This is a genomic window from Pontibacter sp. HSC-14F20, from assembly GCF_019599265.1.
GTDB lineage: Bacteria > Bacteroidota > Bacteroidia > Cytophagales > Hymenobacteraceae > Pontibacter.
The window spans coordinates 185,306-211,347 of the sequence record NZ_JAHZTC010000002.1; the positions used below are offsets into that span (position 1 = coordinate 185,306).

21 protein-coding genes are annotated in these 26,042 nt (G+C 51.2%); 15 read left to right on the plus strand and 6 right to left on the minus strand.

Annotated features, from left to right (window positions below):
* Positions 1–107: 107 nt before the first annotated feature.
* Entirely contained in the window at positions 108–1,007 is a 900-nt protein-coding gene (locus K3G39_RS03440; RefSeq protein WP_220624775.1) for a hypothetical protein, read from the plus strand.
* A gap of 56 nt (positions 1,008–1,063) precedes the next feature.
* On the opposite strand, the gene K3G39_RS03445 is transcribed toward K3G39_RS03440, so the two are convergent.
* Positions 1,064–1,411: an STAS domain-containing protein gene (locus K3G39_RS03445; protein ID WP_220624776.1), complete on the minus strand. Its 348-nt coding sequence runs from the start codon at positions 1,409–1,411 to the stop codon at positions 1,064–1,066.
* Positions 1,412–1,898: 487 nt separating this feature from the next.
* Here K3G39_RS03445 and K3G39_RS03450 point away from each other — a divergent pair, with 487 nt between their 5' ends.
* From K3G39_RS03450 to glgP, 3 genes are all read left to right on the plus strand, one after another.
* Positions 1,899–2,555, plus strand: coding sequence for a response regulator transcription factor (locus K3G39_RS03450; RefSeq protein ID WP_220624777.1), 657 nt, complete (start codon positions 1,899–1,901; stop codon positions 2,553–2,555).
* A gap of 137 nt (positions 2,556–2,692) precedes the next feature.
* Positions 2,693–3,562, plus strand: coding sequence for a pirin family protein (locus tag K3G39_RS03455; protein ID WP_220624778.1), 870 nt, complete (start codon positions 2,693–2,695; stop codon positions 3,560–3,562).
* Between the two features lie 434 nt (positions 3,563–3,996).
* Positions 3,997–5,643 carry an alpha-glucan family phosphorylase gene (glgP, locus tag K3G39_RS03460; RefSeq protein WP_220624779.1) on the plus strand — a complete coding sequence of 549 codons (1,647 nt, stop codon included), beginning with the start codon at positions 3,997–3,999 and terminating at the stop codon, positions 5,641–5,643.
* A gap of 149 nt (positions 5,644–5,792) precedes the next feature.
* Here glgP and K3G39_RS03465 read toward each other — a convergent pair whose 3' ends face one another.
* The 5 genes from K3G39_RS03465 to K3G39_RS03485 all read right to left on the minus strand — a co-directional run bounded on the left by K3G39_RS03465 (position 5,793) and on the right by K3G39_RS03485 (position 15,257).
* Positions 5,793–7,436: a M28 family metallopeptidase gene (locus tag K3G39_RS03465; protein WP_220624780.1), complete on the minus strand. Its 1,644-nt coding sequence runs from the start codon at positions 7,434–7,436 to the stop codon at positions 5,793–5,795.
* A 235-nt stretch (positions 7,437–7,671) separates the two neighbouring features.
* Positions 7,672–8,304, minus strand: coding sequence for a hypothetical protein (locus K3G39_RS03470; protein ID WP_220624781.1), 633 nt, complete (start codon positions 8,302–8,304; stop codon positions 7,672–7,674).
* Between the two features lie 179 nt (positions 8,305–8,483).
* Entirely contained in the window at positions 8,484–12,335 is a 3,852-nt protein-coding gene (locus K3G39_RS03475) for a PQQ-dependent sugar dehydrogenase (protein ID WP_220624782.1), read from the minus strand.
* Between the two features lie 367 nt (positions 12,336–12,702).
* Positions 12,703–15,003 (minus strand): nitric-oxide reductase large subunit, encoded by a 2,301-nt coding sequence (locus tag K3G39_RS03480; RefSeq protein ID WP_220624783.1) that lies wholly within the window; start codon positions 15,001–15,003, stop codon positions 12,703–12,705.
* 32 nt (positions 15,004–15,035) lie between these two features.
* Positions 15,036–15,257, minus strand: coding sequence for a hypothetical protein (locus K3G39_RS03485; RefSeq protein ID WP_220624784.1), 222 nt, complete (start codon positions 15,255–15,257; stop codon positions 15,036–15,038).
* A gap of 138 nt (positions 15,258–15,395) precedes the next feature.
* Here K3G39_RS03485 and K3G39_RS03490 point away from each other — a divergent pair, with 138 nt between their 5' ends.
* The 11 genes from K3G39_RS03490 (at position 15,396) to K3G39_RS03540 (ending at position 26,038) form a co-directional block, all read left to right on the plus strand.
* Positions 15,396–15,806, plus strand: coding sequence for a cupin domain-containing protein (locus tag K3G39_RS03490; protein ID WP_220624785.1), 411 nt, complete (start codon positions 15,396–15,398; stop codon positions 15,804–15,806).
* 271 nt (positions 15,807–16,077) lie between these two features.
* The gene (locus K3G39_RS03495; protein ID WP_220624786.1) at positions 16,078–16,560 is read left to right on the plus strand and encodes a cytochrome c; all 483 of its coding nucleotides are present in this window, start codon (positions 16,078–16,080) and stop codon (positions 16,558–16,560) included.
* 31 nt (positions 16,561–16,591) lie between these two features.
* Entirely contained in the window at positions 16,592–18,610 is a 2,019-nt protein-coding gene (gene nosZ / locus K3G39_RS03500) for a Sec-dependent nitrous-oxide reductase (RefSeq protein ID WP_220624787.1), read from the plus strand.
* A 90-nt stretch (positions 18,611–18,700) separates the two neighbouring features.
* Positions 18,701–19,303, plus strand: a complete 603-nt coding sequence (locus tag K3G39_RS03505) for a hypothetical protein (protein ID WP_220624788.1) — start codon at positions 18,701–18,703, stop codon at positions 19,301–19,303.
* The gene (locus tag K3G39_RS03510; RefSeq protein ID WP_220624789.1) at positions 19,300–19,767 is read left to right on the plus strand and encodes a nitrous oxide reductase accessory protein NosL; all 468 of its coding nucleotides are present in this window, start codon (positions 19,300–19,302) and stop codon (positions 19,765–19,767) included. Before K3G39_RS03505 ends, K3G39_RS03510 begins: the two co-directional genes overlap by 4 nt.
* 103 nt (positions 19,768–19,870) lie before the next feature.
* Entirely contained in the window at positions 19,871–21,049 is a 1,179-nt protein-coding gene (gene nosD / locus K3G39_RS03515) for a nitrous oxide reductase family maturation protein NosD (RefSeq protein WP_370627189.1), read from the plus strand.
* Positions 21,012–21,719 carry an ABC transporter ATP-binding protein gene (locus K3G39_RS03520; RefSeq protein WP_220624791.1) on the plus strand — a complete coding sequence of 236 codons (708 nt, stop codon included), beginning with the start codon at positions 21,012–21,014 and terminating at the stop codon, positions 21,717–21,719. The genes nosD and K3G39_RS03520 overlap by 38 nt, the downstream gene beginning before the upstream one ends.
* A gap of 3 nt (positions 21,720–21,722) precedes the next feature.
* Entirely contained in the window at positions 21,723–22,490 is a 768-nt protein-coding gene (locus K3G39_RS03525) for an ABC transporter permease subunit (protein WP_220624792.1), read from the plus strand.
* Between the two features lie 287 nt (positions 22,491–22,777).
* A complete protein-coding gene (locus K3G39_RS03530; protein ID WP_220624793.1) occupies positions 22,778–23,323 on the plus strand; it encodes a c-type cytochrome in 546 nt (181 codons plus the stop codon).
* Between the two features lie 17 nt (positions 23,324–23,340).
* Complete coding sequence (nosZ, locus tag K3G39_RS03535) at positions 23,341–25,374, plus strand: Sec-dependent nitrous-oxide reductase (RefSeq protein ID WP_220624794.1); 2,034 nt, start codon at positions 23,341–23,343, stop codon at positions 25,372–25,374.
* 82 nt (positions 25,375–25,456) lie between these two features.
* Entirely contained in the window at positions 25,457–26,038 is a 582-nt protein-coding gene (locus K3G39_RS03540) for a hypothetical protein (RefSeq protein WP_220624795.1), read from the plus strand.
* The last annotated feature ends 4 nt before the right edge of the window (positions 26,039–26,042 follow it).

Genomic DNA, 26,042 nt, shown 5'->3' on the forward strand with positions numbered 1-26,042 from the left:
TGAGCCCGTTAACCTAAGAACCCTTCTTCACCTTCATCGTTTAATTAGTGCATTCATTGTATAAAATTATATTCAATAAATCATATTATTATATTAAGCTTAAAGCTATGGCAAGAGATTATCAGGATGACTATGGCAGAGGGGGGTTCCGCTCACAAGATCGTGACCGCCCTGACCACGTGGAGCGTGGTTTTTTTAACCGTATGGGCGAAAAGATCAGCGGCGCCTGGGAGCGGATAACCGGAGATGAGGACGTTCAGAGTTATAGAAGCAATACACATCGGCCTTATTCAGGGGAGCGTGACCGTGGGGGATACCGTTCTTCGCCCTACAGCTCGGACACTACGGGAAGCCATGAGCAGGGCAGTCGGTATGGGCAGTCACAGTTAGGCAAATATAGCCCGCAACGTTCTGAAGACAGCAGCTACGGCGGCCCCTACTCATCCGGACAAAGTGGAAGCAGCAGTGGTTACAGCGGCCGTATGTCTGATTATGGAAACTCATCTCAGCAGCGTGGCCAGGCAGGGGGCGGAAGTGGTTATGGTAGTTTGCAGAGGTATGGCTCGGCGTCATCGCAGGATGGCAGTTATGGGCGCAGCGGCTCTGGTTCCAGCGGGGGAGAGTTTGGCGCTTCTTCGTATCCAAACCAAGGCAATGCACAGCGCAGTTACGGCAGCTCATCTGGTTACGGAGATACATCTGCAGGCTACGGGCGAAGTTCCATGGGCTTCCCGCGCGGCTCTGACTATGGCAATGGCGGCTCCGGGTCTATGGGAGGCGGTTACTTCGGAAGTGGGGCAGGACCCTGGAGCGGCGGACCTTACGGAGACACTGGCACAGCCGGCTACAGTCAGCAGCGTGGTTCTGGCAGCAGTTCCGGGCAAAGCACCCAAAGCAGAAGTGATTCCATGAGCGGCTACAGCAACTCCGACTACGAATATTCCCGACAGGAGCAGCTGCGCCGGGGGCAGTCAGACCAAAGCTACGGCAATGACTGGAACAGATAGCAAACTACGCTTATATTAAACCAAAAAGGGACCGCTGCAGGCGGTCCCTTTTTGGTTTACTTGGCTATCATCTGTCTGGCGTCTTCTACTGTGTCCGCTGACCTGATCAGGCGGTCCAGGCCCAGGATCTCAAATACGTTCCGGATCTTAGGAGGCATGTTCACCATGACCAGTTCCATCTCCTTTAGTTTGCAGGCTTGGAAAGCGGCCAGCAGCACACCAAGCCCAGCCGAAGATATGTAGGTTAGCTCACTGCATTCAATCAGCACAAAGCCCGATGAGGTAGCAATTGCCTCTTCCAGTGCATTGTCGGCATATACAGACGAACTGGCATCAAGCTCTCCCTTGAATCGAAGCAATGCTCCTTTGCCAATTGTATCTGTCGTAGCGTTAAAAGTTTCCATCTATCGTTGTTTTCCTGTTCTACCGATCTCCGTATTCCGGGCTCCTGTGTCCGTTCAGAGAACATTGATTTTGTTATTGCCTCTCATACGCAAAAATGCAATTCGGGCTGTCCTGCTTCAGGGGGTTGTGCCTTTCTAAAGGTATAAGAAAATCTGTCCCTATAAGCTTTGCGTACTTTTACTAGTACATCTTGTCCTTTGTTTCTGGTTAGTTCCGTAGTAAATACGTATACATATCAGTAGTAAATACTGAATTTTTACTATTGCATCAAATTTAAGTTAAATGTAGGTCAGGTGCGATTGTACATTCAGTTATTTATGATGAAAATTGTTGACAAGTGGGTGCGATAAGTTAAATCACCATTCCACCGGATGCACTACATGATGACTACTTTACAACGTATCCGGTTTTTTCGCTCCCATCCTTAACCTTGGAATTGCCGGACAGAAAGGTTAGTAAAAATAACCTTTGAACCAAACTTAAAACATGATAAACCTAATAATCACTGATGACCATAAAATAGTACGGGATGGCCTGAAAGCACTGCTGCAGGACCACAGTGCCGTGCGTGTGGTAGGTGAAGCTGCCAGTGGCAGCGAATTGCTTGATCTGTTGCCTCAGGTGGAGGCCGATATTGTACTGATGGACATCAGCATGCCAGGTATGGATGGCTTCGATACGGCTGCCCATATTCTCAAACGCTACCCTGAACTCAAAATAGTAGTCCTTTCGATGCTGAGCCACGAAAAATACGTGAACCGCATGATGGAACTCGGCGCATCGGGTTATATTCTGAAAAACGCAGGTAAGGACGAACTGCACTGTGCCCTGCAACTCATTGCACATGGATGTCGCTACATCAGCCCGGATGTAACACTGGAACTGCTTCGCAAAATAAAACACTTGCCAGGCCACCTGCAATCCCCAAACGGAAACGGGGATGAGCACCGGGAGCTATCCAAGCGTGAGCTCGAAGTGCTGTCTTTGATCGGGGAGGGCTATACCAATGCCGAAATCGCTGAAAGGTTATTTACCAGCAAACGCACTGTCGAAACTCACCGACAAAACCTGCTCGACAAAACCAAGTCCCGGAATACGGCTGCGCTGATCAAGTTTGCCCTGCTGCGGGGCCTGATAGCATAAGCAGTCAACGTCACGACATCAGGCAGGCGCATTTATCAGAAGGCACTCAACTGTCAGGTAAATCTTTCGGTTCTTGTAATGCACGCGGGCTATGGTAATTTCGTATCTTGAAATGAAACCATAGCCCTATCGCGCACATGAACCAAAACCGAAGCGTCGCACGACTGCTGTATGCTGAAGAAATAGACATGGGCGGCATGCCGCTTCGGCAGCCCTTGCCCACCGGTCAGGTAGAGCAGCACGATCCTTTTCTGCTGTTGCATCACCATACCACTACCGTCCTGCAGTCAGATTATCTATACAAATTAGGGGTAGACCCGCATCCGCACCGTGGTTTTTCGCCGGTTACGTTCGTGTACCAGGGCGGCGTGCACCATCGTGACTCCAGGGAGAACGATAGTGTGGTATATGCCGGTGGCACCCAGTGGATGAATGCCGGACGCGGGATCGTGCACAGTGAACGCCCGCCGCTTGAAATGCAGGAGCAGGGTGGTGTGCAGGAGATCGTGCAGGTATGGGTGAATACACCAAAGGCACTTAAAATGGAGCAGCCGGCTTATTTTGCTTTGCAAGCTGAAGACACCCCCACCACTACGGAAAATGAAGGTCGCGTGCAGATTGCAGTGGTGGCTGGAAATTACAAAGCCATTACGGGGCCGGTTAGCACCCCAGGCCCCGTGATGGCGCTCCGCCTCACGCTGCAGGCCGGAGGCCAGTGTGCTATACCTATACCTGCTGATCACAACGCCATGCTATACCTGCTGGACGGTCAGGTTATGCTCGAAGGCTACGGTCTGGTTGATGCTCTAAACCTGGCTCTCCTGAACCAAGATGGCGAAACCTGCACCATAACCGCCCACCAAGACACGCGTCTGTTGTTCCTTTCCGGAAAGCCGCTGGATGAGCCACTGGCCATGCACGGACCTTTTGTGATGAATAATCAGACCGAAGTCATGCAGGCTATGCGGGATTACCAGATGGGTAAGATGGGGATGCTGTTCGAGTAATTGCCATTAACCACTCCGCACAAAGTGACTTCACCCGTACATCATTCAATGGAGCAGGCCTGTCCGGGAAGGTTGACAGAAGTGTTGCAAATGGAGAATATGGACAAAATGAAGATGAGTAGATTCGCTATAAAAACGGCTCTCCTACCTGGGAGGGCCGTTTTTGTTTCTATCCGGCGTGTACATCGGAAATAAACTGTATCACTTTGGCTATGTTATAAGTATATTGTAGTTAAGCTTTTTCGAGCGGGTAACCCGGTGCAGTCCTTTTAGGATAGAGCACTGTGGTTGCGACCGACCGAAAGCAGCATATAAGCAGTAGAACAGGCGATACGTTAACAATTGTGTATTTCGTTGTTCACTGCTTTTATTGTACTACGCAGCAGAATTGCTTATCAGTATCCTGCAGAATCATAAACCAGTAGCAATTACATATGAAAGCATACAGCAAGTGGTATCATCCATACGAGATCAACGAAAAGTATCAGAAACGTGTCGCCTATTTCAGCATGGAGTTCGGGATACACCAAGCGCTCAAAACCTATTCGGGTGGCCTTGGTTTTCTGGCGGGTTCGCACATGCGCAGCGCCCACGATCTGCGCCAGAACATGATCGGTATAGGTATACTCTGGAAATACGGCTACTATGATCAGGTTCGCAACGATGACCAGACCATGCGCGTGCAGTTTCAAAAGAAGTACTATACCTACCTCGAGGACACGGGCATTATGGTGACTGTAATGGTGAACGGCCATCCGGTAAAAGTGAAAGCGCTGGTGCTGCGCCCCGAAGTGTTTGGCACGGTGCCTATGTATTTTCTGACGACAAATATACCTGAGAATGATCACCTGGCCCGAACCATCACCTTTCATCTCTATGATAAAGAACCATCGACCCGTATTGCGCAAAGCATAGTGCTGGGTATAGCCGGTGCCAAGGTGGTGGAAGAACTGGGTGGTGCCGATATTTATCACATGAACGAAGGGCATGCCTTACCACTGGCTTTTCACCTGCACGAGAAATTCGGAAACACCGATGATATGCGAAAGCGCATTGCGTTTACGACCCACACCCCCGAAAAAGCCGGTAACGAAGTGCACGACATTCACCTGCTCTACAACATGTCTTTCTTCAACAACACATCACTGGAAGAGGCGCGTCGTATGACGGGGATGCATGGCAATTTCTTCGATTATACCTTGGCAGCCCTGCGCATTGCAAAAGTAGCCAATGGGGTATCGCAGCTGCACGGCCAGGTGGCCCGTGGTATGTGGTACGAGAGTGGCAATGTGTGCGAGATCAAGGCGATCACCAATGCCCAGAACGCCCGTTTCTGGATGGACAGTGGCATGCGGCAGGCTTTGGAACGCGATGATACCCAGGCGCTGGTGCAGCGAAAGGCAGATATGAAACAGGAGCTTTTTGACACCGTGGCAGACCAAACCGGCAAATTGTTCCGAAAAGATGTGCTCACAGTGGTATGGGCGCGCCGCTTTGCTGCCTACAAACGTGCTGACTTACTGGTGCACGACATTGAGCGGTTTTTTGACATGCTCTCGCAGACAGACCAGCCGGTGCAGGTGATCTGGGCCGGTAAACCGTACCCGTTTGATGAAGGTGCTGTGAGCGTGTTTAATAGTCTGGTAAACCTTTCGTACCAACGCAAGAACCTCGCCGTGCTGACGGGCTATGAGATCGGCTTGTCCCGCAAACTGAAGCAGGGCGCTGATGTGTGGTTGAACACACCCCGCCGTCCGCGCGAAGCTTCTGGTACGAGCGGTATGACGGCTGCCATGAATGGTGCCGTGAACTTGTCGGTGCTGGATGGCTGGCTACCGGAATTTGCCCGACACGGCGAAAACAGCTTTGTACTGCCCATAGTGGACAATAGTCTGTCGGATGCCATGCAGGATGAGATTGATCATAAAAATCTGATGAGCATTCTCGAGAATGAGGTGATACCGACTTATTACAAGGACCGGGGCAAGTGGATGAACATTGTGAAGCAGAGCATGCGCGATGTGATGCCGTTTTTCGACTCAGATCGGATGGCGCATCAATACTACGAACTCATGTACTAATTGATTTTTAGAAAAAGGAATACCTGACAAAGGATTATAGTCTATTGATGAATAAAAAGAGCTGCTCTATACCAGAGCAGCTCTTTTGCATATTGGAATAAAAGGTCTTTTGTCTAAAAACTCCTTTATCAAAAAAAGTCTGATTCCAATTATCTGCCAAATCGGGTTCCAAAGAAGTCCCCTTGTTTCCAGCTTGGTCGCTGCGCTGCGTTGGCTACCTGGTAGCTAATCAGGAAGTTCAGCTGTACATACCTTTTGCCGGCGTTGAAATCGAAGGTACTGGTGATTTCGTCCTGTGGCAGGTGGTAGTGTACCTTGCGCCATTGCTCTACCTGCTTGTTCAGGTTGTTTTGTCCGTCTTTGGTCTTGTTGCCATACTTAATGTGCAGGGCAGGTATACCTTGCATCACAAAGCTGTACTGGTCACTGCGGATAAAACGCATTTGCTCTGGCTCCGGATCATCTTCAACCGTCATACCTAAATGGTTCGCAGCTGTGGCTACTTCATTTTCCAGGGTAGAGTGGTTCGCTCCCAGTCCTACAACCGACAAAAGCGGCGCAATGATCGTTGGCATATCGGTGTTGATGTTGGCCACGATCTGCTCTGCCGGCACGGTCGGGTAACGGGCGAAATAGGCGGAACCCAACAGGCCCATTTCCTCGGCAGTTACCATAACAAACAGTACAGAACGCTTCGGTTTTTCTTTTAGTCTGGAGTAGATTTTCCCGATTTCGAGCACACTGGCCACGCCGGAGGCATTGTCGTGGGCGCCGTTGTAGATGGAGTCACCGTTTACGGCACGACCTATACCTACGTGGTCGAGGTGGGCGCTGTGCACCACATACTCGTTCTGAAGCTGCGGGTCAGATCCGGTTATTTTGCCGATAACGTTGTGGCTTTCAAAATCTTTGTAGTTGGAGGTATAGCTGGTGCGCAGTGTGCGGTTAAGTGGAGCAGAGGCAGGTTTACCCTGCTTCAGCTGCTCGCCAAGCTTAGCCATTTCTATACCTGTTCCTTTTAGCAGTTGCTCAAAAGTGGCTGCGTTGATATTGCCCAGTACCCGGATTTTGTCAGAAACATAGTTGCGTGATACAGCCACTTTACCGTTCGGGTCCATGACGCTATACGTACCGCGCGCCAGGTTTGCGACACCAGCTTTCGGGTTGTCCGTTGCCACAATCACGCCCACGGCGCCTTTCTCGGCAGCGATCTTTAACACCGTCATCATGTCGCGGCTGTAGGCCGACACAGTAGAAGGGAAACTGGCAGGAGCGCCGCGCATGACCACCACAATTTTGCCGGTCACGTCTATACCTGCGTAATCATCATAACCCAGGTCAGGTGCGCTGATGCCGTAGCCGGCAAACACAAGCGGAGCCTCCACACGCACCTCCGGCTCTTCGGCATGCGGGTAGATGGAGAAGTCTTTGCCATAGGTCAGTTGCAGTTCGCTCCCTGTGGAGTCGGCAATGGTCATGCTGGCCTCTTTGCCGGGGAATGACTGGCGCAGACGTACCAGTTGCAGATAAGTGCCATTCTCACCACCGGGTTCTATACCTGCCTTCTGGTAATGCTCCACTACATAATCCACAGCCATCTGGTAACCTTCGGTGCCGGGCTTGCGACCTTGCAGCCGATCATCAGCCAGGTACTTGATGTGGGCTTTTATGTCATTGGTCTTTACCTTTTTAAGAGATTTTTCGGCAGGCTTGTCGAGTGCCAGCGACTGGGCGGAGGCGCTCCCTTGCAGCAGGAGGCCACATGAAAGAGCTAAAATCAGAAAGCGTTTCATTCAGATCAGATTGGTTGTGTCACCAAATATAAGAGAAATGCAGCATAGCGCCTACCCTATACCTTGTCTACAGGTATAGGTAGGCCGGTATGCGGTTATTTTTTTTGATTTTTACGATGCTCCATTCTGCGCAGGATCAAGGTCAGTATCGTGAGGAGCAACAGAAAAAGAAGCAGACTCAGCATCTTCATGCCCTTACTGTTTGGCGTTTGCTCAGTGGGAATCTGCGCATATGTTACTCAGCTTTGGCTTCTTCCTGATGCACGAGGTAGCTGGTCAGTTTGTCCCACTGCAATCCCTGAAAACCGGCCCAGCCACCCTCTGCGATCAGGGTATTGAGCACGGAACGGTCGCCGGATTCTTCGCCCTGGTTGTTGATGTATTCGTTCTTCCCGATTTCAGAGCCAATCAGTCTGGTGCCCTGCAACTCTACCCGAAAGGTACTGCTGGCCTCTTTGGTGAAAAAATGCTCGGTAACTTCCTCTTTGTTTGTAGGCGGGTTGGGTTTCTCGCTGGGATGTACCATAAACTCAGCCAGGTTATCCTCTATGCGGATGCTGGATATATTTACCCAGTTCGTTACATTAGAGGCAGGCAGCGTGATCTTTACGAAATAGCCCATCTCCGGGATCACAGCCGTCGTTTTCCGCCCCCGATCGTCATGCAGTTCGAAGGTGGAATTGATGCCCTCCAGATTAGACCAGAGGTTCACATTGAAAAGCTTCTTTTTTGATTCCTCAAAAGCCGCCTGCGCACTGGCCACGTCCGGGTAGTCCTGCTCATTCTGGTAGACTTTATCCTTGGCTTCCTCGCCCTTCAATACTTTAACTTCTTCTTTTACTTTATCTATTATTTTCTTGATACCCATAATCAGATCGATTTTACCGTGTTAATTGAACAAGGTATATACGTGATGCCCGCCATATTTAGCAGGAGGACTGCATTAAATTTCTTTAGTTAGATGACATTTTTTCAACCCCCGGATAAAAGCAACAGAGCGCCACCTGCTCTAGGTAGCGCTCTGTTTTGTGTAACTCCTGCCGCAGCTCAATATTTGGAAAGTTTTAGTTTGCCGGTCCTTCCCTGGCCGTCGGTGCAGTACAGCATGTAGATGCCTTTGTTGAGTTTAATATCCCTGAAATCAAGGTGCAGGCTGTTCTCTGAGACTTCCGGTATTGTACTTGTCCTGTACACGAGCCTGCCCGCCATGTCGTAGAGCACCAGCTCCTGAACAGTTGTCATACCCTGCGGCAGTTGTAGTGTAAGCTCGTCTCGGAAAGGATTCGGGTACGCGCTGATCTCCCGTTTGAGCGGTGCATCCCGGACTTCTGAAATTGCCTGAGCCGAGGCTGTGGCTATACCTGAAACAACGTAAGGAGAGAGCCTGTTGCCAGGTATAGGCCGTTCGAATGTACCATTCGGGAGCTGCCAACCTACTGCCAGGTGGTCACCGCCGCCACCCTCCAGATGGATTGCTTCAATGTAATAGCGCTTGCCAGCCTCAAGCGTGATCTTAGCAGACTGCTGACTCGGCGACTTCAGCCATTCGCGCTCATACGTCCAGCCTGGCACCGAAGCGATGCGCACCTTTTGGGCCGGATTTTCGGATGTGCTCAGGTATAGCTCGGCCACATCATCTCCCGCTATCCAGAAGGTATACTGGCCGGTTAGAGGAGCGGTCACATAGCCTCTGATCTGCTGCCCGTAATTAGTGCCTACATTAACCGGCGCCTCGAAAACAGAGAGCTCCGAGGTACTGGTCGGGGCAGTGTGGACCGGTACTACACTTACACTGCTGCCATGCACATTCGCCCAATAGTGGCGTGTGATTTTACCGGCAGTTGTTGGCGGCGTGCTGCCAAAAGGAGAGAGTCTGCTGCCAGGTATAGGCCGCTCTAACGTGCTGTTCGGGAGCTGCCAACCAACGGCCAGATGGTCACCGCCGCCACCCTCCAGGTGCAGGGCCTCAATGTAGTAGCGCTTACCTCCTTCTAAAGGGATCTTAACCGATTGCTGCCCCGGCGACCTGCCCCATTCCCGCTCGTAGGTCCAACCGGAAACGGTGGCAATGCGCACCTTCTGAGCAGGATTGTCTGTTGTGCTCAGCCACAGTTCTGCAAAGTCATCGGCTGCGATCCAGAAGGTATACTGACCCGACACCGGCGCTGTCACATAACCCCTGACACGCTGACCATAGTTTGTACCCACATGGGCAGGCGCTTCAAAGCTGATGATCTCGCTCACGCTGGTAGGTGTGGTGCTGACAGGTATAGCCGCCACGCTGCTGCCGTGTACGTTTGCCCAGTATTCTCTGGTGATCTTACCGGAGCCGGGGATGTCGCTGCCTCCAGTAATGTTGACCGTCACAGGGTTGGAGGTGGAAGTATGCCCCTGATTATCGGTGGCTTTTGCCGTAATGCTGTAGCTGCCCGCCGTTGTGGGCCGCCAGGTATAGCTGAAAGGTTGTGTGCCGGAACTGCCGATGACAGTGTTGCCGGCCAGGTACTCAATTTTCGTCCAGGTGCGGGCCAGGTCTGTGAAAGTTACTTTCAGCTCCACATTGCTGCCTGCTGCAAAAGAGGAGTTGTTGGCAGGCGACGAAATAGCAACTGGTCTGATCGACGAGGTGCCACAGTCGGGGTACAGGTCAACGAAAGTGGCAGTAGACAGCCCCGCAGCATCTGTTACCTTCAGGTTGATCCGGTAAAAATAAGTTTCCCCGTCGCAACCAACCGGTGTGATGGTGGCAGAGGTGGACGGGTTGGTGTCGACTGCTTCGGGGTGGGTATGGGTATTGTGATGCAGTTCCGTCTGCCACTCGTATTTCAACTGGGCTGCCGTGTGCTCCCGGTCTGTTACATTGGCTGTCAGCTTGTATACCGTGCTTTGCGTCATCGGGTATTTTGTGCTGGCGGCTGGGCTGGTGATCTGCACGGTAGGCGGTGTGTTGTTCAACGAGATGTTCAGATTGGTTGTGGTACTCAGGCCTCCTGCATCTGTCACTTTCAGCACCACCTGGTAAGAGGCAAGGCCAGATGCGTTAAAGGTATGGCTCGGGTTAGCCTCTGTAGAGAAAGCGGTTCCGTCCCCGAAATTCCACTCATACCGGAGCGCCTGTCCCTCCGGATCGGAAGAGCCCGAACTGCTGAACCTGACGGTGAGGGGACTTGGACCAAAGAGTTTGTCAGCTGAAGCCACTGCTTTAGGAGGCTGATTGGTGCCCGCGCCGTAGCTGATCTTGCGCAATTGTGCCGCGTAGTTGATGTAGTAAAGTCCACCCGATACCGGGTTAGTGGCTATGGCTACCACAGCGGCTCCGTTATCAACAAAGTTGCTGATCGATTTGGGATTATCTGATGCATCAAACGTGGAGGACTTGATCCAGCCCCCTACATAATCACCAAAAAAATAAGTGTTCTTGTACTGCGCCGGAAAATCATTGCCGGTATACCAGATGCCCCCCGTTACAGAGCCACCTCCAAACTGCGGTCCGGAGACAGGAGAGTTCGCCGCACCGATGTTCACCACCGTGGCATCCTCGCCTGTGAAAGTGCCGGTACGGGAGCCACCGCCTTTTTGCACGTGCAGCCAGTCAAAAGCCGGACGGGCATGTACAAATAACCTGAAGCTGGAAGCAGGTATAGTTACATTCCAGTTGCAGGGGTTGCCGAAGTAGGGTTGTGTGGTGCGTCTGGGTGGCAGGATGAGTTCCCGGTACAGGAAATACGGCTGGGTACAGCTACCCTGCCCGTATAGTGGGTTCTGGGCCGTTTGCGTGTTATATACCAGCCGGTGGTAGTGCCACTCCTGTTGCTCCAGCCCCTCATAAATGGGCCAGCCGAAGTTCATGCCCGGTCTTGGGGCAACGTTTATCTCTTCGTAGTTATACCAGCCCACATCCCCAATGTACAGCGTGCCGGGATTACCAGCACCGCCTGAGCCTGGTTTAATTGTAAAACGGAAAGGGTTTCTAAAACCAAGCGCCCATACCCGGGAGGCCGGAGACCGTGGGGCAGAAGAATTGTAGAAAGGATTAGAGGATAGTCCGTTACCGGTTGCCGGGTCTATGCGCAGAATTTTGCCATTGAGTGAGTTGACCTGCTGTGCCCGGTGGGCGCCAATATTGTCACGCTCTGTTATAATGCCGTCCCGGAGCGCCTGGGGCACATACGTGTCGTTAGGGTTGGCGGGGTCATAGCCTGTGTCTACGTAGCCAGCCGAGCCCGCATCACCGGTCGAAACCAGCAGGGAGCCATCTTCCCCAAATACCAGAGATCCCACCCCATGGCCCATGTAAAGTATAGGTATACCGCTGGAGATGGCCTCGCCGATCAGGATCTTGCGGGTACTCAGGTCGGTTGTCTTGCGGTTGTCTGAGGAGCGGGCAGTGTAACGGGTCAGGCGACCGATGGTGGCGTTGTTATACTCATTGGCTGAAGCGCTGTAGCTGCCGGTGCCGTGGTAGAGCAGGTGGTGCCTGTCGACCACATAAAGCAGGTAGAAATAGCCATTGGAGTCAAAATTGGGGTCCAGCGCAAATCCCAGCAGACCATGGTCCACCCAGTTGCCTACCTCTTCGCTGATGTCGATCAACGGCACAGGAAGTTTCTGCCCGTTCTCCACGATCCATACCTTACCAGCCTTTTCCCAGACATAAATCCGGTTTCCGTCTTTTGAAAAAGTGAGGCCTACGGCAGCATCCCAGGTGCCACCTATCTGCACGTTGGTAAAGCCTGAAGGCTGGGCATGCAGTGTGGCTGAGATTAGTAGCGAAAGAAGCAGGTATAGGCTGATGGTGTAAAACCTGAAGTGATGTAGAGTGGAGGAGGTATACCTGATGTGCAGACGCAATCGGGAGCAGCCTCTGGAAAAGACGCTGTGTGTGTAATCCTTGTTCATAAGGTAAAAATTAGGGGTAATCGTAATGGTATGTAGGCAGGTGCAAAACGTATACCGGCGATTCTGAGGGCATCGTATTGCCAGTGTTATACCTGACAGCGGTCAGGGTAGGAGCGTAGGGAGCGGCAGTTCTATTATAGTCATCATACCACCACTTCAACAGTATACTTATATCAGACTATATATTTGAATAGTTTAAAATACTATTCAAATAACTATAATAAATACGCTGTTATGAGTCTATTGTTTCAGCAGCAGGAGGCAAAAAAGAAGCCCTTCCACCAAAGGCAGAAGGGCTTGCAGGGGAAGGGTTTAGGTATAATCAGAGATGCTCGGAACGCTACCTTCAGGTATAGCGGAATGTAGGTTAAGATCGAGCTTGTTTTGCTGGTGCTTCTCCTTCAACCAGTGGTGTTACGTCCTCGTCCTCTTCCAAAGACCAGCCTGTTTTGAGGCCGATGATAAACCAGGCCAGGGCCAGTACACCACCCGCAAAGATCGTGTCACCGATCACACGCAGCCAGCGCAGGATGTTCATGGTGTCGGTCTGCATGAACTCCATGGAGCGGGCATACCACAGGCCGTACTCTACACTCGCCCAGGTCTGCATCAGACCGATTGGCAACACGCTGATCAACACCATCAAAATCAGACCGATGTTAATGGACCAGAAAGCGAAGCTGATCACACCGTCTTTCCAGCGGCGGCGGGCAGACAGGCCTTTGAGTACGAAGAGCATCAAACCGATACCCAGCATACCGTATACCCCGAACAGGGCGGTGTGGGCGTGCACTGGAGTCGTGTTCAGGCCTTGCATGTAGTAGAGCGCAATCGGCGGGTTGATCACGAAACCGAACACACCGGCGCCTATCAGGTTCCAGAAAGCCACGGCCACAAAAGAGTAGATCGGCCATTTGTAAGCTTTGATCCAAAGCGTGAGTTTACTGATCTGCAGGTTATGGTAAGCCTCAAAACCAATCAGCACCAGTGGCACTACTTCCAACGCACTAAAGGTCGCACCCAAGGCCATTACCGCAGTCGGTGTACCGCTAAAGTATAAGTGGTGGAAAGTACCGATAATACCGCCAAACAGGAAGATGATGGTCGAGAACAGTACCGTAGCCGTAGCCATTTTGGTGTCTAGCAGGCCCATGCGTACGAACAGGAAGGCGATTACCACGGTAGCGAACACTTCGAAGAAGCCCTCTACCCACAGGTGCACGACCCACCAGCGCCAGTACTCGGCAATGGCCAGATTAGTGTGTTGCCCCCACATCAGGCCAGCGGCGTAGAAAATAGCAATGGCCGCTGATGAGATCAGGAACATACCCAGCAGGTGGCGTCCTTCTACGTCGTTGCGGAAGGCAGGCAGGATGGCGCGTACCATCAGGGCCAGCCACAGGAACAAGCCCACCAGCAGGAAGATCTGCCAGAAGCGACCTAAATCCACATACTCATAGCCTTGGTGACCGAACCAGAAGTTCTCAGTATAGCCTAGTTTCTGCATGATGCCGTACCACTGACCAGCCAATGAACCCGCCACAATGATAAGCAGGCAGACGAACAGGAAGTTTACACCCAGCTTCTGGAACTTTGGCTCATGACCCGACACGGCAGGAGCTATGTACAGACCAGTAGCCAGCCAGGAAGTCGCGATCCAGAAGATGGCCAGCTGTACGTGCCAGGTACGGGTGATGGAGTAGGGGAGATATTCCGCCAGCGGGAAGCCGTAAAGCGCCTGCCCTTCCACACCATAGTGCGCCGAAACAACCCCGAGCGTCACTTGCACCAGAATTAAAGCGGTCACAATCCAGAAGTACTTCAGCGTAGCCTTCATGGAAGGGGTTGCGGTTAGTCCCAGCAAGGGGTCCTGCTTCGGCAGTTTGGAGTGGTCGATCTCTTCTTCTTTGTTAGAAGCATAGTAGTAAGCCAGCATCCCTACCCCCGCGATCAGGATGATCACCGAAAAACCCGTCCAGATAATGAGGTCGGAGCTGGGTTCATTGGCTACCAGTTTCTCTGCAGGCCAGTTATTGGTATAGGTAATTTTTTTGCCCGGACGTTCCGTCACGCAGGCCCAGGAAGTCCAGAAGAAGAAGGTGTTTAGCTTCTCCATGCGCACCGGGTCCTCCACGGTGTTGTCCTTCATGGCATAGGCGTCGCGGTGTTTGGCCAGCGCCGGATCGTTCATGAACAAACCAGTATAGTGCATGCCCACCTCTGCGATTGCTTCCGCTCTCAGGTCCGAGATGGTCAGTATACCTGTCTCCGGGTCGTAGGTGTTGGCTCGGATCTGCTTCTGCAGACGGGCCTCGAGCATGGCTTTTGTCTCTTCGTCCAGGTCGTCATAGAGCACACCTTTTTCCTGCTGCGCCCAGTAATCCAGGAAGTACATGGCCTCTTTGTGCAGCCAGTCGGCGCTCCAGTCTGGTGCTATGTAGGCCCCGTGGCCCCAGATTGATCCTAATTGCTGGCCGCCCGTGGACTGCCATACGTTCTGCCCGTCTTTGATGTCATCTCCGGTGAAAAGCACTTTACCGGATGTGGTGACTACCTTGTCAGGTATAGGCGGCGCCTCTCTGTATATCTCGATACCGTAGTATCCGAGAACGGCGAAGGAGCCGACAATCACGGCAATGAACCCCAGCCATAAGTTTCTGTATTTCATAAAAGGTAAAAGTTTGAGTGGTTTATGTAGAGTTAAAATTGAAATTCAAGAAGTGTGGCCTGAATAGTCATATTTTCAGAAAGCTCGCTGACGATGAAAGCTCTATCAGGTTCATGCTCCACCATGCCCTGCCTGCTCAGCGGTTGCCCCAGCACACACACATTATACCAGCAAGCCGTTCCATGCCATTTCCGCTTCGTTGATTTTTGGACCATCGCAAAGGTCTTACCGGGTAGCAAGTAGAAAAATGACATAGGTCATTAATAAAAGATACAAAAGTCTTCTATTAAAATACAAGCTGGAAATATCTTTGTGCAGGGTAGGAAATGCCATGCAAGCTATACCTGAAACACTCTCATTATTATATATAGAGTTTCATTAAATATTAATTCATGAATAAATCAGAGAAATCGCAGCAATCCGGTAGTTCGCATGATAAAGCCAGTGACAAGGCTTTGCTCACTACGGATCTTACAGCCTTAGCCCGCGGGCTGAAGGAGGAAGAGAACTGGCAAAAAATCGGGCGGGGCTCCAGGACGATCTTTAAGTCGGACACGTTGCGGATCCTGCTGAACGTGATGCAGGCAGGCTCTGAAATTAAAGCCCACCAGGCACCGGGCCCCATCAGTGTTCAGGTGATCGAAGGCCGGATCAGCTTCAACACGGAAGCCGAGTCTGTGGAACTGAGCAAAGGGCAAATGCTGACACTGCAGGCGCATGTGCGACATAGTGTAGAGGCGCTTGAAGAGACAGCTTTTTTGCTGACGGTGTCTCCGCTTCCTGCAAGTGTTCAGTCGAAGTAAAAAACTTAAAAGAATTTAGAGGGCAATGGCATGCTGCCATGCGGAAGCAAAAAAGATGACGAAGGTCACTATTAAAAGAGATAAAGGTCTTTTATTGAAGAACACCCAGAGAATACCTTTGTACTGTAAATGAAAGCCAAACAATACCAATTAAACAGAAGTTCGGCACCCGGAAATGAGAGCACAAAACCATAGGCTAACACAGGGAACGGACTACTATTTTACTAAACAGATAAACATCATTTAACTCAAAAAACAAAATCCAACCATTATGAAATCTATCAAAACCGCTGCTTTTATTTTCCTGGCTGCTCTGGTATTCTATAGCTGCTCTTCTGACAACACCACCACTACTGAAACTAAATCGGAGTCTGGCCTGGCCCATCAGGCACCTCCCGCTGCTGTAGAAGATGACGGAAAAGGTATAGGACCCATCTCGTCAGTAGAAGTTGGAGCTGAAATAGACGAAGCACTGGCTGCTGAAGGTAAATCCATTTTCGAAGGCAAATGCTCCGCCTGCCACCAGTTGTCTGACCAGAAAATTGTAGGACCTGGCCTGCAGGGCGTGACAGAGAAACGCAAGCCGGAATGGATCATGAACATGGTGATCAACCCTGAAGAAATGACCAAGAAAGATCCGACCGCCAAAAAGCTGCTGGCAGAGCACTTAACTCAGATGACCAACCAGAACATCAACGAGGCCGATGCCAGAGCTCTACTGGAATTCTTACGTCAGAACGACAAAAATTCTTAATCAAAAAAAAACAGCAAAAACTATAATCATCATGAAATCATTATTCTCAACCATCAAAAAAGCGGCTCCTGCCGCGGCCTTTACGCTGGCACTGGCCGGCGGCGCGGCCCTGCAGGGTTGCAGCAGCGGACCTGGCGAAGGTAGTGCCACAGCTGCTGGTGTTGCCTCAGACGCTGCGCAGGCAGTGTATGTAGCACCGGGCAAGCATGACGAGTACTACTCTTTCCTGTCTGGCGGTTTCAACGGACAGATGTCTGTGTATGGACTTCCTTCCGGCCGACTGCTGAAGATCATCCCGGTGTTCACGCAGCACGGTGAGAACGGCTACGGCTACAACGAAGAGTCGAAAGCCATGCTCAACACTTCACATGGTTTTATCCCTTGGGATGACCTGCACCACCCCAAACTGTCCCGTACAAACGGTATGACAGACGGTCGCTGGCTGTTTGCCAACGGTAACAACACCCCGCGTGTAGCCCGTGTCGACCTGTCTACTTTCGAGACTGTAGAGATCATGGAGATTCCAAACTCTGCCGGTAACCACTGCTCGCCATACCCAACTGACAACAACGAGTACGTGATTGCAGGTACACGCTTCTCTGTGCCACTCGACATGAAAGGCGGTACAGCTGACGTGAGCATGGACGAGTACAAGGACAAGTTCCGCGGCTCTATCTCCTTTATTAAAGTTGACCAGGAGAAAGGCGACATGGAGCTGGACTTCCAGATTCTGGTACCTGGTTTTGACTACGACTTGGCAAACGGTGGCAAAGGCCCGTCTTCTGACTGGGTGTTCTTCACCACTTATAACACAGAGCGTGCCGGTACCCTGAAGGAACTGGGTGCATCGCAGAACGACCGCGACTACCTGGCTGCTGTGAACTGGAAACTGGCTGCCAAGTATGCCGCAGAAGGCAAGGCGAAGGAAATGCCAGCTTACTACTATCACAACAAAATGGACAAGGATACACACATTGCCAAGTCTACTATCAAGAAGACGGTTCGCTACCTGCTCCCGGAAGATTGCCCGGGCATGATGTACCTGATTCCGGCACCTAAGTCACCACACGGCATCGACGTGGACCCAAGCGGCGAGCACATGGTAGTAAGCGGAAAACTGGCTGCCACCATCCCGGTGTTCTCTTTCTCTAAAATGCAAAAGGCGATCGAAGACAAGGCCTTTGACGGTGAGATCAACGGTATCCCAGTGTTCAAATACGAGTCTGTGCTGAAAGCAGAAGTGCCGGAGCCAGGTCTTGGACCATTGCACACCGAGTTTGACGGAAAAGGCAACGCCTATACCTCTATGTTCGTGTCTTCTGAAGTTGTAAAATGGAAACTGAGCGACTTCACTGTAGTAGACAGAATGCCGGTTTACTACTCAGTTGGTCACTTGATGATCCCTGGTGGTGACACCCACACACCGGACGGCAAATACCTGGTAGCCATGAACAAGATCACCAAAGACCGCTACCTGCCAACTGGTCCTGAACTGGCACACTCTGCCCAGTTGATCGATATCAGCGGCGAGAAAATGCGCATGCTCCTGGACTTCCCGACCGTAGCTGAACCGCACTACGCACAGGCCATTAAAGCGGAGAAAGTAGCGCCTAACAGTGTGAAATTCTACGACCTGGCCAAGAACAAGCACCCACATGCGGTGAAGAAAGAGGCTGACGCCAGCGTGACCCGCGAAGGGAATGTTGTAAGAGTGAAAATGACGGCCATCCGTAGCCACATGACCCCGGATAACATCGAAGGCGTGCAGGTAGGCGACACCGTACTCTTCCACGTGACCAACCTCGAGCAGGACTGGGACGTACCGCACGGATTCGCGGTGATGGGCGCCAACACAGCCGAAACCCTGATCATGCCGGGCGCGACACAAACGCTGCGCTGGGTACCGAAGAAAGCCGGTGTGTTCCCATTCTACTGCACCGACTTCTGTTCTGCACTCCACCAGGAAATGCAAGGCTACATCAGAGTATCTCCTAAAGGCTCTCCTGTACCAATTTCCTTCTCAACAGGCAAAAAGAAGCCTGCCGCTTAACCAACTGGGATAAGCCGGGCAATACAAAAGCGGAGGTTGCCCAAAGCAGCCTCCGCTTAATTTTTAATTTTCACCTTAAAATAAACAAGGATGAAAGCTTACCTCAAAGTGCTGATGATGATAGCCTCGCTGTCTCTCGGTTTATTATTCCTCTTCCCGATGTGGAAAATCTACCTGCTGGCTCCCCAGTATCCCGAGGGGCTGGAGATGCACATCTGGGTAAACAAAATTTCAGGTGATACGGACGGAGCGCTCCAGAACTTCAATATTCTAAACCACTACATTGGTATGGAGCCAATCCACGCAGACTCGTTCGCCGAACTTAAAATCATGCCTTACATCGTCATCTTCTTTATGGTGACAGGTATACTGGTAGCCCTGCTGGGCAAAAGAAAACTGGTTCTTTCCTGGGTTGTGCTGCTGATGATAAGCGGCGCCGTAGGTATAGCCGACTTCTATATGTGGCTCAATAAATTCGGCACCAACCTCGATCCGACTGCCCCGATCAAAGTACCGGGTATGACATACGTTCCGCCACTGCTCGGAAGCAAAACGCTGCTCAATTTCGACGCCTTGTCGCTGCCTGCCTGGGGTAGCTTAGGCATAGGGCTGGCAATATTACTGGGAGGTCTGGTGTACTTCTTCAGCCGCAGTACAGTGCAAGTGAAAAGTGCAAAAAAAGTGATGGCATGAAATCACTAAACTTATACCTGAGTTGCCTGGTGCTGTTGTTTGTGCTCCTGCTGGCAGGTTGCCAGGTAGAGCCACAACCCATCGCCTACGGCGAGGTAAACTGCGCCCACTGTCAGATGACAGTATCAGACAACAGGTATGGCGCTGAGATGATCAATGACAAAGGCAAACCGTTTTACTTCGACTCAGCCGAGTGTCTGGCCCTGTACCTGGACCAGAATCCGGATCAGGCAGAAAAAGCGGCCTATGTGCTGGTAACAGATTTCACTAAACCCGGTGAACTGATGGATGCCCGTAGCGCCAGTTTTATACAGAGCAAAGAGCTCCCAAGCCCGATGGGCATGTACCTGACCGCCGTGGCAGATGAAGCCACAGCTACCAGAATGCAACAGGAAGTAGGCGGTCGCCTGCTGAACTGGGAACAGGCCATGACAAGCGTTAAAAGCAATGAGAAACCTGAGTAAATTTCTAATAGTTTGCACCGCATATGCTTTGGTGTGCCTGCTGGGAAGCCCTGCTGTTTTCGGCGACACACTAAAGGTATGCACCACCTGTAAGTACCATTCCGTGAAAGAAGCCGTGCGCCAGGCGAAAGCCGGCGACATTGTGCTTGTGGATGGCGGCGTGTACAAGGAATCAGGTATAGAGATCACCCAGCCTATTAGTCTGATCGGGCGCAACAACCCCGTGATCGACGGCCAGAACAGCGGCCAGATCATTACCATCAAATCTTCCAACGTGAAACTGGAAGGCTTTACAGTGCAAAACGTGGCCGTGAGCTACATGCGCGACGACGCTGCCATCCGGGTGGCCGACCGCCAAAATATCCAGATACTGAACAACACGGTGCTCAACACCTACTTTGGCATATACCTGCAAAACGCCGACAACAGCGTGGTGAAAGGCAATATAGTGAAAGGAGAGAACACCGGAAAGATAGAATCATCGCTGGGCAATGCCATACATGTGTGGCGCACTGACGGTGCCGAGATTAGTAACAACAGGGTAGAGGGACACCGCGACGGCATCTATTTTGAGTATGTAACCAACAGCCAGGTGCACGAAAACATCAGCGAGCGCAACAACCGCTACGGGCTGCACTTTATGTTCTCGGACGGCAACGTGTATACCCAAAATATTTTCCGGGAAAACGGGGCCGGTGTGGCAGTGATGTATACCCGCAACATCCGGATGGAGCACAACACCTTTGAAGATAACTGGGGCGCAGCCGCTTACGGACTGCTGCTGAAGGATATCTCGCAAAGCGTTATCCTAAACAATACCTTCCGCAGAAACACCACCGGCATTTACATGGAAAGCTCCAGCCGGCTCGACATCACCAGCAACGATTTTGACCGCAATGGCTGGGCCATACGCCTGTTGTCGAGCTGCATTCAGGATACTTTCCGTCTCAACAACTTTACCGGCAACTCCTTTGATGTGAGCACCAACGGCAGCCCTACCATGAACCTGTTTGAGCACAACTACTGGGACAAATACAACGGCTATGACCTCGACAAGGACAAAGTAGGAGACGTGCCCTACCGGCCGGTGAGTCTGTACTCGATGCTGGTAGAACGGGTGCCGCCATCGGTTATGTTTATGCGCAGTTTTATGGTTGACCTGATGGATAGTATCGAGCGGGTACTGCCGAGTTTTATACCTGAGAGTCTGGTCGATGAACGGCCTTCAATGAAGAAAATAGATCATGATAGCGATAGAAAACTTGTCCAAAACTTACGGTAAGCTGACCGTGCTGAAAGACCTGACGGTACACTTTGAAGGTGGCCGTGTGGTGTCCATCATTGGCCCTAACGGGGCAGGCAAGACCACCATGAGCAAGTGCATTCTGGGGATGGTACTGCCCGACAGCGGCGACATCAAATTTAACGGCGAAAGTGTGCTCAGGAAGTACGCTTACCGCAGCCAGTTCGGTTACATGCCCCAGATCGGCCGCTACCCCGAGAACATGAAAATCCGCCAGGTGATTGAAATGGTGCGCGACATCCGTAAAGGTGCCGCTTCTATAGACGAAGAATTAATAGGCTTGTATGGCCTGAAAGATATGTATGATAAAAGGATGGGTGCGCTGTCGGGCGGCACGAAGCAAAAAGTGAGTGCGGCACTGGCTTTCATGTTCGACCCGCAGGTGCTCATCCTTGATGAACCAACCGCCGGCCTTGATCCGATTTCGGCGGAGATCCTGAAGTGTAAAATCCTGAAAGAAAAGAAAAAAGGCAAGCTGATCCTGATCACCTCGCACATTATGAGCGAAGTAGAAGAGGTGGCTGACGAAGTGATGTGCCTGATGGATGGAGCAGTGAAGTTTCACGAGACAATTTCCGGTATCAAACACCACACCAACGAGGAGCGCTTGAGCCGCGCAATTGCCAAAATTATGAACGAGGAGGACTAAACCATGAACAAGCTCATCAAGTACGTGCTCTATGACATTGTGCGCAACAAGATCATTGTCGCTTATACGCTGTTTCTGCTGCTGCTCTCCATCGGTTTGTTTCACCTGGGCGGCAGTCCGGATAAGGGCCTGCTGAGCCTTTTGAACCTGGTGCTTCTGACGGTGCCTTTGATCAGCATCGTCTTTGGCACCACCCACTTCTACAACTCCTACGAGTTCATGGAATTGCTGGTCTCCCAACCTATAAAGCGCAGCAAGATCTTTCTGAGTGAGTACCTGGGCGTGTCGCTCTCCCTTTCGGTTGCCTTCGGGATCGGGGTAGGCGTGCCGGTGCTCTTGTTTGCTCCCGGCGCCACCGGTTTATTCTTGTTGCTCACGGGCATCTTTGTCACCTTCATTTTTGTGGCCCTGGCCTTTCTGGCCTCTGTGATTACACGCGACAAGGCCAAAGGCATCGGTATAGCGCTGCTGCTCTGGTTTTACTTTGCGTTGATCTACGACGGGCTGGTGCTCTTTGTCCTCTACTCCTTTGGCGACTATCCGCTGGAGAAGGCGACCCTGGTGCTCACAGCCCTCAACCCGGTGGATCTGGGGCGGGTGCTGGTGCTGCTCAACCTGGACGTATCGGCGATGATGGGTTACACAGGGGCTCTCTACAAGAGCATCTTTGGCAGTGGCTGGGGCATTGCCATTGCCTTTGCCGTGATGGTGCTCTGGGTGCTGCTTCCGCTGCTCAGTGCCAGAAGGGTCTTCCAGAAAAGAGATCTTTAGGTATAGCAGTCCGCCGTAGTAGATGGGAACATTGCTATTTTTATAAACAAAAGAGCGCAGGTCAGTCGGCCTGCGCTCTTTTGCTTTTACGAGTCAGGATTTTCGGGCGGCGACAAGAACGGGTGCTCAACCACAGCGCGCTACCATAGCTAAGAATTATACAAAAAATGGAAAGCATTGAAAATGGGTATATACTTCACTGTCCGCGCCTAAAAAAAACCGGATAGGATACGGTGCGTACACAAGCCAAGAATGTTTAACAATACTCACCTTAAGCACCAAAAACTATGGCAAATCAGTCCCAACCATTAAACACATTACTGCATGGTCTACTACCGAAGTCTGTCAGATATGGTATAGCAGCCTTGTTCTGCGGCACTTTGCTTTTTAGCTGTTCATCAGGAGACAATGAAAATAAGACTGCCGAGTCGCAAGAACAAACCGGCCTGGCGCACCAGCAGGAGCAAGCGCCTGTAGAAGATGACGGCAAAGGTATAGGCCCTATTTCTTCTATTGAAGTAAGTGCAGATATAGATGAAGCCCTGGCTGCTGAGGGAAAAACGATATTTGAAGGCAAATGCTCCGCCTGCCACCAGTTATCTGACCAGAAAATTGTAGGACCTGGCCTGCTGGGCGTGACAGAGAAACGCAAGCCGGAATGGATCATGAACATGGTGATCAACCCCGAAGAAATGACCAAGAAAGATCCGACCGCCAAAAAGCTGCTGGCGGAACACTTAACTCAGATGACCAACCAGAACATCAACGAGGCCGATGCCAGAGCTATACTGGAGTTCTTACGCCAGAATGACCTGCAGGCACAAGGAAAATAATCTAAACCCCAAATATCATGAAAGTACTAAACCAGAAATTAAAAGCAATAGCACCCCGGCTAGGCTTTATGCTGACGCTTATTGCAGGTGTGGTACTGCAAGCATGTGGAGGAGGAGACGAGAGTAAGAAATCGGACACAGTTGATTCTGATGCCGCTGCTGCAGTATATGTTCCACCAGGACAACACGATGAATATTATTCTTTTCTATCCGGAGGCTTTAACGGGCAGGTTTCCGTCTATGGTCTTCCTTCGGGCAGGCTACTGAAGGTTATACCTGTATTTACCCAGTTTGCTGAAAACGGGTATGGTTATAACGAAGAAACAAAGCCAATGCTGATGACATCGCACGGTTTTATACCTTGGGATGACCTGCACCACCCGAAACTGTCGCGCACCGACGGCATGGCAGATGGCAAGTTCCTGTATGTGAACGGCAACAACACGCCTCGGGTGGCGAAGGTAGACCTGACGACTTTTGAGACCGTGGAGATCATGGAGATTCCGAACTCTGCTGGTAACCACTGCTCACCATACCCCACCAACAACAACGAATACATTCTTGCCGGTACCCGTTTTTCTGTTCCTCTGGACATGAAAGGTGGTATAGCCGAAGAAAGTATGGAAGATTATAAAGACAAGTTCCGCGGCTCAATTTCTTTCATCAAAACAAATGAAGATGATGGCCACATGGAGCTGGACTTCCAGATATTGGTACCTGGTTTTGACTATGACCTGGCAAACGGTGGCAAAGGACCTTCCGGTGACTGGGTATTTTTCACGACCTACAACACAGAGCGTGCAAACACTCTGAAAGAACTGGGTGCCTCTCAGAACGACCGCGACTACCTGGCCGCGATCAACTGGAAGCTGGCAGCCAAGTATGCTGCCGAGGGCAAAACACATGAGATGCCGGCCAACTATTACCACAACACGATGGACCACAATTCTCATATCGCCAAATCTAACGTGGTTAAAAAGGTGCGTTACCTGCTGCCGGAAGAATGTCCGGGTATGATGTACCTGATTCCGGCACCAAAGTCGCCGCACGGTATTGACGTAGACCCAACCGGTGAGTACATGGTAGTGAACGGAAAGCTGGCCGCTACGCTCCCTGTTTTCTCTTTCTCTAAAATGCAGCAGGCTATTGAAAACAAGGATTTTGATGGTGAAGTAAACGGTATACCTGTGTTCAAGTACGAATCTGTACTCTATGGTGAAGTACAGGAACCCGGCTTAGGACCGTTGCATACCGAGTTTGATGGCAGAGGAAATGCTTACTCAACTATGTTCGTTTCATCTGAAGTGGTGAAGTGGAATGTGAAGGACCTGAAGGTGTTGGATAGAATGCCGGTATACTACTCGCCGGGTCACCTGATGATTCCGGGTGGAGATACAAAAGAGCCGGATGGCAAATACCTGGTGGTAATGAACAAAATTACCAAAGACCGTTACCTGCCAACCGGACCAGAACTGCTGCACTCCGCCCAGTTGATTGACATCAGCGGCGATAAAATGAGGATGCTGCTCGACTTCCCGACCCTGGCCGAACCGCACTACGCACAGGCTATTCAGGCAGATAAAGTGGCACCTAACAGCGTTAAGTTTTTCAAACTGGATGAGAACACCCACCCGGAAGCTGTGAAGAAAGAGGCTGACGCGAGTGTGACACGGCAGGGCAGGACAGTGAAAGTGAACATGACTTCCATCCGAAGCCACTTTACGCCAGATAATATTGAAGGGGTGCAGGTTGGTGATACGGTTATTTTCCATGTGACCAACCTCGAGCAGGACTGGGATGTACCGCACGGATTCGCGGTGATGGGGGCCAACAATGCTGAAACCCTGATCATGCCCGGCGCCACGCAATCGCTGCGCTGGGTACCGAAGCAAGCCGGTGTGTATCCGTTCTACTGTACGGACTTCTGTTCTGCACTCCACCAGGAAATGCAGGGCTATGTGCGGGTTTCACCGAGAGGATCTAACGTTCCTATAAAATTCTCGACCGGCCAGAAGAGACCGGTTCCTCCGGCTCAGGCAAGTGTAAACTAAATCAGCTGATACAACTGGACAGCGGAGTTTGTTAAAACCAGGCTTCGCTGTTCTTTTTATACCTTCAAACTAATCAGAAAGGATGCGCATATACCTGAGAGTACTAATGGTAGTGGCAGCATTGTCACTCGGCACACTGTTTTTCTTCCCGATGTGGAAGATATACCTGGAGGCACCACAATATCCCGAGGGACTGGAGCTGCACATCTGGATAAACAAACTGGGCGGAAGCTCTGAGAGCGTACTGCAAAACTTCAATATCCTGAATCATTATATCGGGATGGAGCCCATTAATCCGGATTCTTTTGCCGAACTCAAATACATGCCTTATATTGTTATATTCTTTATGGTGACGGGCGTGATTGTGGGGCTGCTGGGTAAAAGAAAGCTGGTGCTGTATTGGGTTATTTTGCTGGCCATAGCGGGTGCTGTCGGAATCGCTGACTTCTACCTCTGGCTGCACAAGTATGGTACCAACCTCAGTCCGAATGCTCCCATCAAGGTGCCGGGTATGACCTATATTCCACCACTGATTGGGCCCAAGGAACTGCTCAACTTTAACGCGCTGTCGTTGCCGGCCTGGGGGAGCCTGGGCGTCTTCCTGGCTTTAGTAATAGGCGGACTCGTATACCTGTTAAGCAGGCGCAAAGTCAATTCCACTTAATCCA